Source organism: Aureimonas sp. SK2, from assembly GCF_029813115.1.
Lineage (GTDB): Bacteria > Pseudomonadota > Alphaproteobacteria > Rhizobiales > Rhizobiaceae > Aureimonas.
Genome location: NZ_JAPZDS010000027.1, coordinates 1 through 13,413 on the forward strand (window position 1 = coordinate 1; position 13,413 = coordinate 13,413).

9 protein-coding genes and 1 pseudogene are annotated in these 13,413 nt (G+C 64.5%); 7 read left to right on the forward strand and 3 right to left on the reverse strand.

The genetic code is table 11. The annotated features are described in order from the left end of the window. The 3 genes and pseudogenes from O5O54_RS20875 to O5O54_RS20885 all read left to right on the forward strand — a co-directional run. Window positions 1-454: TetR/AcrR family transcriptional regulator C-terminal domain-containing protein (locus O5O54_RS20875; RefSeq protein ID WP_279483789.1), on the forward strand; the 454-nt coding region annotated here is incomplete at its 5' end. Between the two features lie 89 nt (window positions 455-543). Beyond that, a pseudogene (locus tag O5O54_RS20880) lies at window positions 544-1,734 on the forward strand (IS3 family transposase). A gap of 84 nt (window positions 1,735-1,818) precedes the next feature. Beyond that, a complete protein-coding gene (locus O5O54_RS20885; RefSeq protein WP_279483790.1) occupies window positions 1,819-2,529 on the forward strand; it encodes an IS6 family transposase in 711 nt (236 codons plus the stop codon). Here the strand turns inward: O5O54_RS20885 and O5O54_RS20890 are convergent. From O5O54_RS20890 to O5O54_RS20900, 3 genes are all read right to left on the reverse strand, one after another. Then, the gene (locus O5O54_RS20890) at window positions 2,519-4,690 is read right to left on the reverse strand and encodes a DUF3772 domain-containing protein (protein WP_279483791.1); all 2,172 of its coding nucleotides are present in this window, start codon (window positions 4,688-4,690) and stop codon (window positions 2,519-2,521) included. The genes O5O54_RS20885 and O5O54_RS20890 overlap by 11 nt on opposite strands. Window positions 4,691-4,767: 77 nt before the next feature. After that, window positions 4,768-5,757, reverse strand: a complete 990-nt coding sequence (locus tag O5O54_RS20895) for an alpha/beta hydrolase (RefSeq protein WP_279483792.1) — start codon at window positions 5,755-5,757, stop codon at window positions 4,768-4,770. A 280-nt stretch (window positions 5,758-6,037) separates the two neighbouring features. Beyond that, window positions 6,038-6,694, reverse strand: a complete 657-nt coding sequence (locus O5O54_RS20900; RefSeq protein ID WP_279483793.1) for a TetR/AcrR family transcriptional regulator — start codon at window positions 6,692-6,694, stop codon at window positions 6,038-6,040. Window positions 6,695-6,805: 111 nt separating this feature from the next. Here O5O54_RS20900 and O5O54_RS20905 point away from each other — a divergent pair, with 111 nt between their 5' ends. The 4 genes from O5O54_RS20905 to O5O54_RS20920 are packed head-to-tail and all read left to right on the forward strand — an operon-like array spanning window position 6,806 to window position 13,392. Further along, window positions 6,806-7,894, forward strand: coding sequence for an efflux RND transporter periplasmic adaptor subunit (locus O5O54_RS20905; RefSeq protein ID WP_279483794.1), 1,089 nt, complete (start codon window positions 6,806-6,808; stop codon window positions 7,892-7,894). Next, window positions 7,891-8,958 (forward strand): efflux RND transporter periplasmic adaptor subunit, encoded by a 1,068-nt coding sequence (locus tag O5O54_RS20910; RefSeq protein ID WP_279483795.1) that lies wholly within the window; start codon window positions 7,891-7,893, stop codon window positions 8,956-8,958. Before O5O54_RS20905 ends, O5O54_RS20910 begins: the two co-directional genes overlap by 4 nt. Then, a complete protein-coding gene (locus O5O54_RS20915) occupies window positions 8,955-12,050 on the forward strand; it encodes an efflux RND transporter permease subunit (RefSeq protein WP_279483796.1) in 3,096 nt (1,031 codons plus the stop codon). The genes O5O54_RS20910 and O5O54_RS20915 overlap by 4 nt, the downstream gene beginning before the upstream one ends. Before the next feature lie 52 nt (window positions 12,051-12,102). Continuing rightward, complete coding sequence (locus O5O54_RS20920; protein WP_279483797.1) at window positions 12,103-13,392, forward strand: NAD(P)/FAD-dependent oxidoreductase; 1,290 nt, start codon at window positions 12,103-12,105, stop codon at window positions 13,390-13,392. The last annotated feature ends 21 nt before the right edge of the window (window positions 13,393-13,413 follow it).

Genomic DNA, 13,413 nt, shown 5'->3' on the forward strand with positions numbered 1-13,413 from the left:
TGGTCTCTTCCGCGCCACGGTCGGCAGCGTCCTCGGCGAATTCCTGTCTGAGGCCCGGCCGAGGATCGCAAGGAACGACGGTGAGGACATGGAGGCTTACCTGAACCGGATCGCGCTCAACCTCATCGGATCCGCCATCCGAGAAGACATCGTGGCTCTCGACCGACTGATGGTCTCGATGATCCCGAAGTTTCCCAACTTGATGAAGACCTACGAGGAGGCGCGGCGCTCGGTGGCCGATCTGATCGTCCCCGTCGTAGCCGAGGCGCAGCGACGTGGGGAACTTCGGGTGGCCGATCCTCAGACCGTCGTGGACCAGTTCCTGGCTTTCGTTGTCACGGAGCGGATGAGGGCGGCGAGCTTCGGTCTCGAGCCCCATCACATCACCGAGTCCGACCGATCCATCACGCGCGAACGTGTTGTGATATTTCTCTGCGGCTATCGTCCCAGATGAGACGGCGATCTCATCTGCATCGTGCCAGTGTCTATGTGGACTTGCCCCGGGAAAGTGGAGAGCTCTTCTGACGGAATGAGGAGCATTTCATGGGCAAGCCGCAGCGCCGGTTCGGGAAGGAGTTTGAGGCGGAGGCCGTTCGTCTGGTGGAGACGAGCGGACGCACGCAAGCCAAGAGATCGCCGAGGATCTTGGCATCGGGCTTTCGACGTTGCGCCGCTGGCTCGACAAGCGTCGGGAGCGCGATCTAAAAGCGCCGCCTCCCGAGCGTCAGGAAGACATGGCGGCCGAGCTGAAGCGGCTTCGGCGCGAGAACGAGATCCTGCGCCAGGAGCGCGAACTCTTGAATAGAGCCACGACTTTTTCGCCAAGGAGGATGTCGATGAGGTTCCGCCCCATCGATGCGGCATCGATCAGAGTTCCCCGTCCAGCGTCTGTGCAAGGTCCTCGGCGTCAGTCCGAGCGGCTACTTCGCTTAAAAGGAGCGCCCGGCCTATCACCGTTAGCGTACCGACTTGATGCTGCTCGCCCATGTTCGCGCGGCCTTTGCCCTATCGAACGGGACCTATGGCAGCCCGCGCATGGTGCACGAGCTACGCGACGCTGGCTTGACGATCGGGCGTCGGCGCGTTGCCCGCCTGATGCGCCAGAACGGGATGAAGGCGCGGCAGAAGCGGCGCTTCAAGCGCACCACCGACAGCCTGCATGCCTTCCCCCTCGCACCGAACCTCTTGGAACAGGATTTTACGGCGACCACGCCGAACCAGAAGTAGCCGATCGGCGCATGCTTGCATGCGCCTGTCGGCTGAGAGGGCGCAGACATCTCCTACGGCTGGACGGGGGAGGGCTGGCTGTACCTTGCCGTCGTGATCGACCTCTTCGCCCGACGCGTCGTCGGCTGGGCCACCAGTGATCGCGTGCACAAGGAGCTGGCCCTGTCGGCGCTGCGCCGTGCTATCGCTGTCCGATGTCCCGCTGCTGGGCTCATTCACCACGCGGATCGAGGCAGCCAATACTGCTCGATCGAGTACCAGGCCGAACTGCGGCGGCACAGCATCCGGATCTCGATGTCTGGCAAGGGAAACTGCTACGACAACGCGATGGTCGAGACCTTCTTCAAGACGCTGAAGGCCGAACTCGTCTGGCGCTCCGTCTTCAAGAACCGTGCCCAGGCGACCGCCGCCATCGGCCGCTACATCGACGACTTCTACAACCCCATCCGGCGCCATCCAGCGTTGGACTTCATCAGCCCGCTTCAGTTCGCGCGACAGGCCGCGTAACATCGAAAACGCTCTCGGCTCCGTTGCAAACCGCCGAGTGGGGTGCGAACGTCTTCCCTTCGGCAGCGACGGAAGGGGGCCGGCATGAGCGCAGCGTTCAAGGGCCGGCACTTCGCCCCTGACATCATCCTGCTCTGCATGCGCTGGTACTGCCGCTACGCGCTCAGCTACCGCGACCTCGAGGAGATGATGGCCGAGCGCGGCCTGTCGGTCGATCACACTACGATCTACCGCTGGGTCCAGCACTACGCGCCTGAACTCGACCGGCGTGTCCAGTGGTGCCGCGACCGCAACAGTGGCAGCTGGTACGTCGACGAGACCTACGTGAAGGTCAGCGGGCAGTGGATGTATCTCTACCGCGCGATTGGCGATCGCGGCGAGACACTCGACTTCCACCTGTCGCAGAAGCGGACCAGCAAGGCGGCCAAACGCTTTCTCGGTAAGGCTCTGAGCCGGTCCCCGCACCATCGTCCTTCCGTTATCTCGACCGACAAGAACCCGGCCTACAACGAGGCGATCGCCGCGCTGAGGCGGGAGGGAAGGCTCGCACCCCACTGCCGACACCGGCAGGTCAAGTACCTGAACAACCGTCTCGAGTCCGACCACGGCAAGCTGAAGCAGCGCATCCGTCCGGTGCGGGGCTTCCAGTCGCAGAAGACGGCGCACAACGCGATCCGCGGCTTCGAAACGATGCGCATGTTCCGCAAAGGTCAGTTCCGCTCGATGGTCGACAGCCTCGCTGGAGGATCGGAGGCGCGCTTCATCGGACGACTGTTCCAGGTGTTCATCGCCTGAGAAAAGAACAGAAGGGGATCATTGCGGCCTGATCATCGGTTTGCAACGGAGCCAGACCGAGCAGGATTGCAATGATCTCGTCGGCGTCTTCTTCCATTGGAACCGAGAAGGCGATCTGAACACGGCCGAGCGGATTGGCGAGCGTCATGTTGCGCACGCTTTTGGTGATAAGCTCGGAGTTCGGGATGATCAGCGTCGAGCGGTCGCCGATCTGGATCTCGGTGGAGCGAACGTTGATGCGCTTCACGTCTCCCTCGTCTAAGCCGACCCTGATCGTGTCGCCAATCTTCACCGGACGTTCGGCCAGGAGGATCAGTCCCGAGATGAAGTTCTGGGTGATTGCTTGGAGTCCGAAGCCGATGCCGACCGAAAGGGCGCTGGCGAGGAGCGCGAAGCGTTCGAGCCCGATGCCAAGGGTCGAAACGGTCCCGAACACCACAACAACAATGCCCACATAACGCACAATGGTAGACGCTGAATTGCGTGCCCCAGCGTCGAGGTTCGTCGCGGGTAGAAACGTGCCGTTCATCCAGCGGTCGATCAGCCGTACGGCGCCGAGCCCGATGAGAACCACGGCGACTGCGCGCAACACCGCGCCGGGTCGGATCACGACATCCCCGATCCCGATCGACGTGATGCCCGCCAGTTGAGTGTAGGCCGGGGCCGTGCCGCCTCCCACGGGTGCAAGGACCGCAGACGCCGCCAGCAGCCAGATGGCCACGCGCAGGATCACCGACAGAACAAGGCCGACCTGCTCGACGGTGTCGCCCCCAAGTCCGAACGCGCGCGCGACGGACCGACCGACGCGGCTGTCCCGTGACAGGGCGGTGGTGATGAGGTCGTCCGCCGCGGTGGCGACGAGGTAGGCACCCGACACGACCACGACGGCCCATACCGTTTCGCGGCCGATCAGCAAGGCAAGGTTCACGTTGCCGCGGGCGATCGCCAGGATGCTGACGACGACCGTGACCCATCCGGCCAAGAGCGCGACCGTGGCAAGCGGCTGCCTTGGCGTGGCCTCGCACTGGTCACGGTCTTGGTCTCGGTCGCCCCGGAGGCTTTGGACGGAGACCAAGACGTAAACGAGAAGGGCGGCGTTGAGGATAGCCGTGAACAGGTTCGCGGTGACGTTCGCGGGAGGGCTGGCCCCGACGATCCTGTTCAACTCGATCAAGCCCGTACCGATGACCGCAACGATCGCGGTCGCGACCGGGATCGGGCGTAGCCGCCCTGCTGTTCGGTCGTCGATCGGCATGAGGCGCCAGGAGGGCCGATCGACGAGGAGAAGCGCCTCGCCCATGGAGACGGCCACCGCCCCAAAGACGGACGCCAGCGCAAGGCTCCAAGCCAGTGACGACGCTTGCGGCGTCAATGCATCCGCCCATTCCAAGCCCTGGACGAGGATGCTGAGGCCTATGGCGCTCCCGAGCGCCCCGACGACGAGGAACCAAAGGGCGAGACCGGATCGGCGTGCCCGTGTATGCGGGGCGCGGTCGCGTGCGTAGCGTTCACCCGCTTTCCTCAAGGATATGCGCAGCGGCAGCACGACCAGGAGAGCAAGAGCGGCTGTCGCGCCGAAGACGGCCGCTCCCCCGGCGCTCATTGCCCCCGCGAGACGGGCGCCTGCGGCGGCGAAGAAGTCGGACAGCCTAGCGAGGTCGAACGGCAGGTTCTCGTCCACCGCTTTCCAGTAGGTGGCTGTGAAGGGCGACGCGACACGCTCGAGCGTGTCGCGGTTGAAAATGTCCGTCACCGTGCGGTTCACGGTCTCGACCGTTTCCCGGGCCGTGGTTGCGAGAAGGCGCGCGCGCTTGACATCGGAGTCCAGCGTGTCGCGATCCCGTGTCAGGTCGGAGCGCTGCTCCCGGACGTCGGGTGCCTCGCCTTCAGCCGGTTCTCCGAGTGTTGCGAGCGTTGCCTGCGCAGCTTCCAACTTGGGTGCCAAGGCATCGGCCGAAGCGGTCGCGGCAACCACGACAGCTTGGGCACGCGTTCGCAGTGCATCGTAGTCCTCGTTGGGCACCGCCGACTGGAGTGACGACCGGATCGCCTCAAGCTCGGAAGCGCCCTGGTCGAGGACCACGACCGCATCGGTCGCATCGGTGTGGACCTGCGCCACAACGATCTGAGGTGTGCAGACGAACAACATCGCGAACAGCATGTCGCGGAACGAGCGGTGCAGGGATCTCGCGACAGGCCCGCGTCTCCACATTGCCTCACGGGACCTCACGAACGAGTTCATTGTCCGCCCAGAGCTCGACCTGCAAGCGTGAACGGACTGGCGACGGCCGCGCCTGCCGTATTGAACACGTAGGCTCCGGCCCGTCCGATCGATCCCAAGGGACTGCCCTCTGTTGCCATCTCACGTGATTGGAGCGTCGCGAACCGAACAAAGCGGTCGTGGCGCGTCCCGTCGCTCGGCTCTACCGACGAAATGTCGATGATTCGAATGTCCGCCCTCCTTGCAACCTCCTCCAGGTGGGGATCGTCCACGTCAACGGATCCGACCCGCTGTCGGCCTCCGGAAAGGCGTTGCGAGACGGCGAGCGCCCTGTCGTCTTTGGCGACCAGAATCGTCAGGGGCGGATCGAGGGCGCCGACGACGGCAATCTGCCTCCGGAACACGTCGACATCGATGTCGGGTGCGGCAAGGGCGACCTCGAAACGGTCGACGAGACGGTCCCGCCCTTCGAGACGAAGCTGACGCAAGCTCTCCATGACAAGCCATCCTCCCATGCTGTGCCCAACAAGGAAAATCCTTCCCTTCGTCCTGAGCTCGCCGACGATGCCGAGCAATCTCGCCAGATCGTCGCGAGCGTAGGTCACGGCATCCCGATCCGCGACGTACCCCGCGACCGCCGCTTCGGACGGCCAAGAGAACAGGATCGGGACCCTGACGCTGGTCGCGTCGGCGGACAGTTGCGCAACCCGGAAGACCGCCTCGGTCAGGGTGTAGTTGTAACCATGGACGAAAATCCCCGTCGTGCCGTTGCCGCCGCTGCGCAATGCGACCGCCCTTCGAAACGCTTCCTCGTCCAACGTTCGCCGCCGCGTCACGACGAAACTCTTAGCGGGGTTCCGGGCCGCCGCCTCGGTCCACTCGATGTTTCCCGGCTGGTGACCGGGCGGCACGGATACCGTCAGTTCCTCGTAGCGCAGCGCTGCCCGGCCGCTTCCGTATCCAACCTGTCGCACGCCATCCGGCGCGCGGTCGGTCGCGACGAACACGGTGACCGGCTTCGCTCCCGGTGCCGATCCTGCGGTGGGAACGAGAGTATCCGCTCCCGGCCGGGCGGCGCAGCCAGCCACCATGGAACCAGCCAGGAGAAGGAGCGCGAGCATAGCTGTGCGCCAAGTTGGGCATGTGCTGCGTTTAGACGACAAGGCCGGGGTAAAGATGATCATGCTGCACCCTTCGAGGCAGTTGGTCAGCGTTGAGACATCAGCGACGGGCCGACCGATCTCGCCCTGCCTGTCGGCGGCGGTGATCGGAACAGTGCTCGCTTTATCAGTTGGCGGTCGGGTTCTTGCCCAACATGAGCGTCGGGCCAAGGACGTCGAACAGCCAATCGATGCGTGCATGGATCTCGTCCTGCGTCGGCGCCGGCGTCCGGCCCAGAAGCGAAGAGAAGAACTGCGGCCCGAGCAAAGTGCCGATCAATAGGTCGGCGAGGTGCTCCGAGTGTCGGACATCGGTTGAAACGGGCGATCCGATGCGTCGTATCGCCTCTGCAAGCATGGACTGACCCCTGACGACGGCCGCCTCGTAGAAAATGGAGCCGAGTTCAGGAGAAGCGGGACTCTCCGCCAGGACCAGCCGGGTCAACGCGACCTGTCGAGGGCTCAGGATGAATGCAGCCATGGAGCGCAAAACATTGCGCAGTAGCAGCTCCCCTTCCAACGTTTGCCCGTCTTTCCAGTCTAGACTAGGTGCGCTTTCCAAAGACAGTGCGACGACCTCGTTGAAGAGTTGCTCCTTGGTGTCGAACATCTCGTAGACGGTCTTCTTCGACATGCCACAGGCCCGGACGACGTCGTCCATGCTGGCAGCCGAGTATCCCCTGGAGGTGAACGTCTCCTCTGCTGCCGCGACGATCCGGCGGCGCCGTTCTTCCTGGGACATGCTGGGTGGGCGGCCACGACGCTTGAGTTCCGTCTGTTCCATGCTACTCCACAAGCGCTTGACATTAGGAAACGCTTCAGTCTTCTGATGCAAATCAGAGACTGATCAGTTTTGCAAGTCTGCGGCAATGGCCGCCCCGGAGCGTCCCGCGAGATGCCACGCACATCGCACACAATCGCAGCCAGTCTTGTCTGCCTTACCCTCGTCGGCTGCCAAGCGGAGCAACCGCCGGCGCCTCCGCCGCCGCGCCCCGTCGCCACCGCCACTGTCGAAGCGGTGCCGTCATCGGAAAGTGTCACCCTGACCGGGTCCATTGCCGCTCAGGTCGAAAGCAACCTTTCGTTCCGCACGAGTGGTCAGATTATCGAACGATCGGTGGATGTCGGCGACCGGGTCCGAAAGGGGCAGGTCCTCGCCCGCATCGATCCGAAGGTTCAGCAGGCCGACGTGGAGTCAGCCAGGGCAGGTACGACGTCCGCGGACGCCGACGTCGAGCAGGCAACGGCTGCCTTCGAACGATCGAGAAGCCTTTTCGATCGAGGCTACACAACGCGACGCGAGTTCGATGCCGCCGACCAGGCTTTGAAGGTGGCAGGGGCCAACGCCCTCTCGGCGAAGGCCCGCCTTCAAAGCGCGGAAGAGTCGCTGTCGTTCACCAACCTGACGGCCGAGGCTGACGGCGTCGTCACGGCGAGGGAACTGGACGCCGGCGAGGTAGCGCAGGCTGCCGCTACGGTCTTTACCGTCGCCCTGGACGGACCTCGCGACGCGGTGTTCGACATCTATGAGAGCCTCCTTCTGGCAAGCAGTGAACCGCCGCAGGTCAGGGTCGCGCTTGTCGCCGATCCTTCTGTCAAGGCATCAGGCCGCATCCGACAGGTCTCGCCAACGGTCGACCAGCAAAGCGGGACTGTCAGGGTCAAGGTCGGACTTGAGGCGACGCCGGACGCGATGACGCTGGGCGCGGCAGTCGTCGGAACAGCGGAGTTGCCATCCGCAGGCGTCGTTATAGTCCCTGCCGCCGCGGTGACTTCGCTCGACGGGAGCCCTGCGGTCTGGGTCCTCGATCATGACAGCGGCGAGGTCCAGCCTCGGCGGATCGCCGTCTCATCCTACCAAGCGTCGACCGTGACGGTCCGCGAGGGCTTGAACGACGGCGATCGCGTAGTCGTCGAGGGCACCAAACTCCTGCGTCCCGGCGAGAGGATCGCCACGTCCAATGAGGAGGCCCCCTCCCGATGAGAACCCTTTACATCCTTCCCTGCCTCCTCCCTCTCCTCACCGGATGCCAAGGCGAAGAGGCTGCACCCGCCCTGACGGTCCGTCCCGTGAAGTCGATGGTGGTTCAGCCCTTCGGCGCGCAGCCCGTCAGCTTTTCTGGTTCCGTCGAACCCCAGATCAGCACGGACTTCAGCTTCCGCATTCTCGGACGGATGGTCGACCGACGGGTCAACGTCGGCGACAGCGTCGCTGCCGGCGCGATTCTCGCCACGCTCGATCCTTCCGTGCAGGAACAAGACGTACAAGCGGCGGAAGCCGCTGTCGTCAGTGCGCAAGCTTCCCTGTCGAACGCGACGGGGGTCGCCACCCGCCAGCAAGCGCTCAAGGCATCCAACGTCTCGACGCAGGCCGAGGTGGACCAAGCGGAGCAATCGCTCCAATCGACGAGCTCAGCCGTCCTCCAGGCCGAGGCCGCGTTGGGGAAGGCCCGTGAACAGCTCGGCTACACCCGGCTAGCCGCCGGAACGCCGGGCATCGTAACGGCCGTATCGGCGGAGGCCGGACAGGTCGTGTCGCCGGGCCAAACCGTCTTGACGATCGCACGGCCCGACCTTCGCGACGCTGTTGTCGACCTGCCCGACAGTTTTGCAACCGCCCTCGATCTCGGTGCGACGCTTCGTGTCCGCCTCGAACTCGATGAGACGGTGACAGCCGAGGGAATCATCCGCGAGGTCGCGCCGTTGGCCGACCCCGTGACCCGGGCCCGGCGCGTGAAGATCGCGCTGCGCGATCCTTCCGATGGCTTCCGCCTCGGCTCCATCGTGCAGGTCGCGCTGCCCATCGGGGCGGAGGAGGCCTTGGCCCTGCCGGCATCCGCCATCCTGCGCCGAGACAGCAAGGCGTTCGTCTGGGTGGTTCCCGATGGAAGCGACACGGTCTCGCTGCGTCCCGTCGACGTGCGCCAGGAGGCCGACGGCCGCTTCGCTGTCCTGAACGGCCTGAAGGCTGGCGAGCGTGTCGCCGTCGCCGGTGCCAACACCCTTGCCAATGGCCAGCGCGTGAAGATCGAGGAGGCGTCCCGATGAAATCCTTCAACCTCTCCGAATGGGCACTGAACCACCGTTCCCTGCTCTGGTACTTCATGATCGTCTTCTCGATCCTAGGGTTCTTCTCCTACTTGAACCTTGGACGTGAGGAGGACCCTGCCTTCACGATCAAGACCATGATCATCAGCGCGCAGTGGCCCGGCGCTACCGTCGACGACACGATCCGTCAGGTCACCGAGCGGATCGAGAAGAAGCTGGAGGAACTGCCCCAGCTCGACTACACGCGCTCGATGACGACCCCGGGATCCACCGTGATCTTCGTCAACCTGCTCGACACGACAAAAGCCAAGGATGTCCCGGGAACCTGGGTACGTGCACGCAACCTCGTCGGCGACATCGTCGGCACCCTGCCGCAAGGGGTCGTCGGCCCGCAGTTCAACGACAACTTCGGCGATGTCTACGGCAACATCTATGCCTTCACCTCCGACGGGTTCTCGCAACGCGAGCTGCGCGATTTCGTCGAGGATGCCCGCTCGAAGGTCCTGACCGTACCCAACGTCGGGAAGGTCGACATCATCGGGGCCGAGGACGAGGTCATCTACCTTGAGTTCTCTCCGAGGCGCCTCGCCGCCTACGGGATCACGCAGCAGAACGTCGTAGATACCCTTCAGGCGCAGAATGCCGTGACCCCTTCCGGGGTGATCCAGGCGGGTGCCGAACGCATCAGCATCCGCGTCGGCGGACAGTTCACCTCCGAGGCTAGCCTTCGCGACCTCAACCTGCGGGTCAACGACCGCTTCTTCCGCCTGTCGGACGTGGCCGAGATCCGGCGGGGCTACGTTGATCCACCCTCGAACCTCTTCCGTTTCAACGGCGAGCCGGCGATCGGCCTTGCGGTCGGCATGAAGGCGGGTGCCAATCTCCTGGCGTTCGGCGAGGAGCTCGGGAAGGAGATGAACCGGGTTGAGGGCGAACTTCCCGTCGGCATCGGCGTCCATCTGGTTTCCGACCAGCCGCTTGTCGTCGAGGAAGCGGTCTCAGGCTTCACGCACGCTCTCTTCGAGGCCATCGCCATCGTGCTCGTTGTCAGCTTCGTCAGCCTCGGGCTTCGGGCGGGCCTTGTGGTCGCTGTCGCCATCCCGCTGACGTTGGCCATGACCTTCGTTGTCATGGAGTACCTGGGCATCTCGCTCCAGCGCATCTCGCTGGGCGCCCTCATCATCGCGCTCGGCCTTCTTGTCGACGATGCGATGATCGCGGTGGAGATGATGGTGGCTCGGCTGGAGGCCGGAGACTCGATCCAGAAGGCGGCGACCTCGGTCTGGACATCCACTGCCTTCCCCATGCTGACGGGCACGCTCGTCACCGTGGCGGGCTTCATCCCGGTCGGGCTCAACTCCAGCGCGGCTGGCGAGTTCACCTTCACCCTCTTCGTGGTGATGGCCGTGTCGCTGATCCTTTCCTGGATCGTTGCCGTGCTGTTCACGCCGCTGATCGGCGTCGTGATGCTTCCGAAGACGATGAAGAAGCACCACGAGAAGAAGGGCTGGTTCACCCGGGGCTTCGGGGCGCTTCTGCGACTTTGCATGCGGTGGCGCTGGGTCACGATCGTGACGACGGTCGCCGTATTCGGGGTGTCGCTTTACGGCATGCAGTTCGTCCAGCAGCAGTTCTTTCCCTCCTCGGACCGCACCGAACTCATCGTAGACTGGAGCCTGCCCCAGAACGCGTCCATCTCGCAGACGCTGTCGGAGATGTCCCGCTTCGAGCGGGAGCAGCTTGCTGGCAACGAAGGCGTCGACCATTGGTCGAGCTATGTCGGCCAGGGCGCCCCGCGGTTCGTCCTCTCGCTCGACGTCCAGCCCGGCACGCCAGCCTTTGGCCAGACCGTGATCGTCACGAAGGACATCGAGACCCGCAACCGCCTGCGAACCGAGTTCTCCAGATACCTCGTGCGCACGTTCCCTAACACGGATGCCTACGTGAAGCTTCTCGACATCGGCCCCCCGGTGGGCCGTCCCGTCGCCTATCGTCTCTCCGGGCCCGACATCCAGAAGGTCCGCTCCCTGTCGTTCGAACTCGGAAGCGTCCTTGCCACGAACACCAATCTTGGCGAGGTCGTCTACGACTGGAGCGAGCCGTCCCGCGTCGTGCGCATCGACGTGATGCAGGACCGCGCCCGCCAGCTTGGCGTCTCCTCAGAGACGATCGCCTCCACCATCAACGGCATCGTCGGCGGTTCCACGGTGACCGAGGTCCGCGACGACATCTATCTTGTCGACATCGTCGGGCGGGCGGTCGCCGCGGAGCGCGGCTCCATCGAGACCTTGCGGGACCTTCAGCTTCCGGCTGGCGACGGGCGGTCCGTGCCACTCGCGGCGGTTGCCAACTTCCGATACGAGGTCGAGCAGCCGCTCGTCTGGACCCGCTCACGCATCCCCACCGTCACGGTGCGTGCCAGCATCGTCAGCTCTCTACAACCCGCGACCGTCGTCCAGCAGGTAACCCCGGCAATGGATGCGTTCGCTGCGAAGCTCCCGGCGGGCTACCGGATGGAGATCGGCGGCGCGGTCGAGGACAGTGCCAAGGGTCAGGGACCGATCGTCGCCGTCGCGCCACTCATGCTGTTCGCGATGGCGACGATCCTCATGGTTCAGCTCCAGAGCTTCAGCCGACTGTTCCTCGTCTTCGCCGTCGCGCCGCTTGCGGTCATCGGCGTCGTCGCAGCGCTCCTGCCGAGCGGGGCACCGATGGGCTTCGTCGCTATCCTCGGCATCCTCGCCCTGATCGGGATCCTGATCCGAAATTCGGTCATCCTCGTCGTCCAGATCGAGGACCACATACGTGACGGGTACGACAAGTGGGACGCCGTCGTCGACGCGACCGAGCATCGGATGCGACCGATCCTTCTGACGGCCGCGGCGGCCTCGCTCGCCCTGATCCCGATCGCCCGCCAGATCTTCTGGGGGCCAATGGCCTTCGCCATGATGGGCGGCATCATCGTGGGAACGGTCCTGACGCTCCTGTTCCTGCCGGCCTTGTATGTCGCTTGGTTCCGGATCAAGGCGCCGCCGCGCGACGGCCGCGCCACCTCATCCGAAGGCACGCCCGCCGCTGTGCCCGCCCATTGAGCCGAGCGCGGGCGGTAGCGACCGCCTGCCCATCCACCCGACGGGAACATAGATGACTCAGGAACATCGCATTGTCGTCGTTGGCGGCGGCGTCGCAGGGCTCGACATCGCGAGCCACCTCGGCGGGAAACAGTTCGGCGACCGCCGCTTTTCCGTCACGCTCGTCGACCGTGAACCTGCGCACGTCTGGAAGCCCATGCTCCATACGATTGCGGCCGGAACGCAGGAAGTGACCACGCAACAAACGTCCTACCTCGTGCAGGCACACAACCGTGGCTTCGCCTACGAGCCCGGCGAGGTCACCTCAGTCGACCGTGAAGGGCGCTCGGTCCGCGTCGCCGCGCTACGCCTAGGAGGCGACGACGTCCTGCCCGAGCGTTCCGTCGTTTATGACACGCTGGTGCTCGCCGTCGGGAGCGAAGCCAATGACTTCGGAACACCGGGTGTCGACGAACATTGTCGCACAATCAATTCGCGGGGCGAGGCCATCGCCTTTAATGACCTGCTCCGCACGCGAATGCTCAAGGCCTTCGCCGCAGGCAAGGCGTTCTCGGTCGCTATCGTCGGAGGCGGCGCGACGGGCGTGGAGCTTGCTGCCGAGATTGTCCAGCTCGTCGACCTCGTTGAGCACTATGGGATTGCCGACGCCGGCGAGAAGCTGCGTGTGACGCTGATCGAGTCTGGCGACAGGCTCCTAGGCTCCTTTCCGGAGAGGGTCTCGCGGGAGGTGCGCAAGAGCCTCGAGCAGATGGGCGTGCATGTGCGGACGGGTGCCCGCGTAGCCAGGGCGGACGAATGCGGGTTCAGCCTGCCTGATGGAGGATACGTCGAGGCCGACCTGAAAGTATGGGCAGCGGGCGTCCGAGCGCCGACTCTCATTCGCTCCATCGAGGGCATCGAGCGGACCCCGGCTGGCCAAGTCGTCGTCGGACGGGATCTGGTCTGCGTCAACGACCGCAGCATCGTTGCCGTCGGGGACTGCGCCAGCATCCGCGGCGATCCGTTGGGGAAGACCGTTCCGACCACCGCCCAAGCGGCGTCGCAGCAAGCGGCCTATGTCATCGATCACTTGGCCACGATACTCGATCGCAAGCAGGTGTCGAACTTCGACTACCGAGACTTCGGATCGCTCGTTTCTCTCGGCGGGTACGACGCCTACGGCACGCTTGGCCGCTTCGGCCTCTTTAAGGGCGGGTTCCTTCGCGGTCGCGTGGCGCAAATCGGCCACGCTATGCTCTACCGTCGCCACCAGGTCCGCTTGCACGGCTTGCGACGGGGCAGCCTACTCTGGATCTCCGACATGATCGGTTCGCGGGTCCGTCCTAGAGCACGCCTGTCGTGATGGGCACAGACGTTGATAAGC

Coding starts and splice junctions, on each gene's coding strand:
- O5O54_RS20885 (WP_279483790.1), top strand. CDS start 1,819: ATGAGCGCAGCGTTCAAGGGCCGGCACTTCGCCCCTGACATCATCCTG.
- O5O54_RS20890 (WP_279483791.1), bottom strand. CDS start 4,690: ATGCTGTTCGCGATGTTGTTCGTCTGCACACCTCAGATCGTTGTGGCG.
- O5O54_RS20900 (WP_279483793.1), bottom strand. CDS start 6,694: ATGGAACAGACGGAACTCAAGCGTCGTGGCCGCCCACCCAGCATGTCC.
- O5O54_RS20905 (WP_279483794.1), top strand. CDS start 6,806: ATGCCACGCACATCGCACACAATCGCAGCCAGTCTTGTCTGCCTTACC.
- O5O54_RS20910 (WP_279483795.1), top strand. CDS start 7,891: ATGAGAACCCTTTACATCCTTCCCTGCCTCCTCCCTCTCCTCACCGGA.
- O5O54_RS20915 (WP_279483796.1), top strand. CDS start 8,955: ATGAAATCCTTCAACCTCTCCGAATGGGCACTGAACCACCGTTCCCTG.
- O5O54_RS20920 (WP_279483797.1), top strand. CDS start 12,103: ATGACTCAGGAACATCGCATTGTCGTCGTTGGCGGCGGCGTCGCAGGG.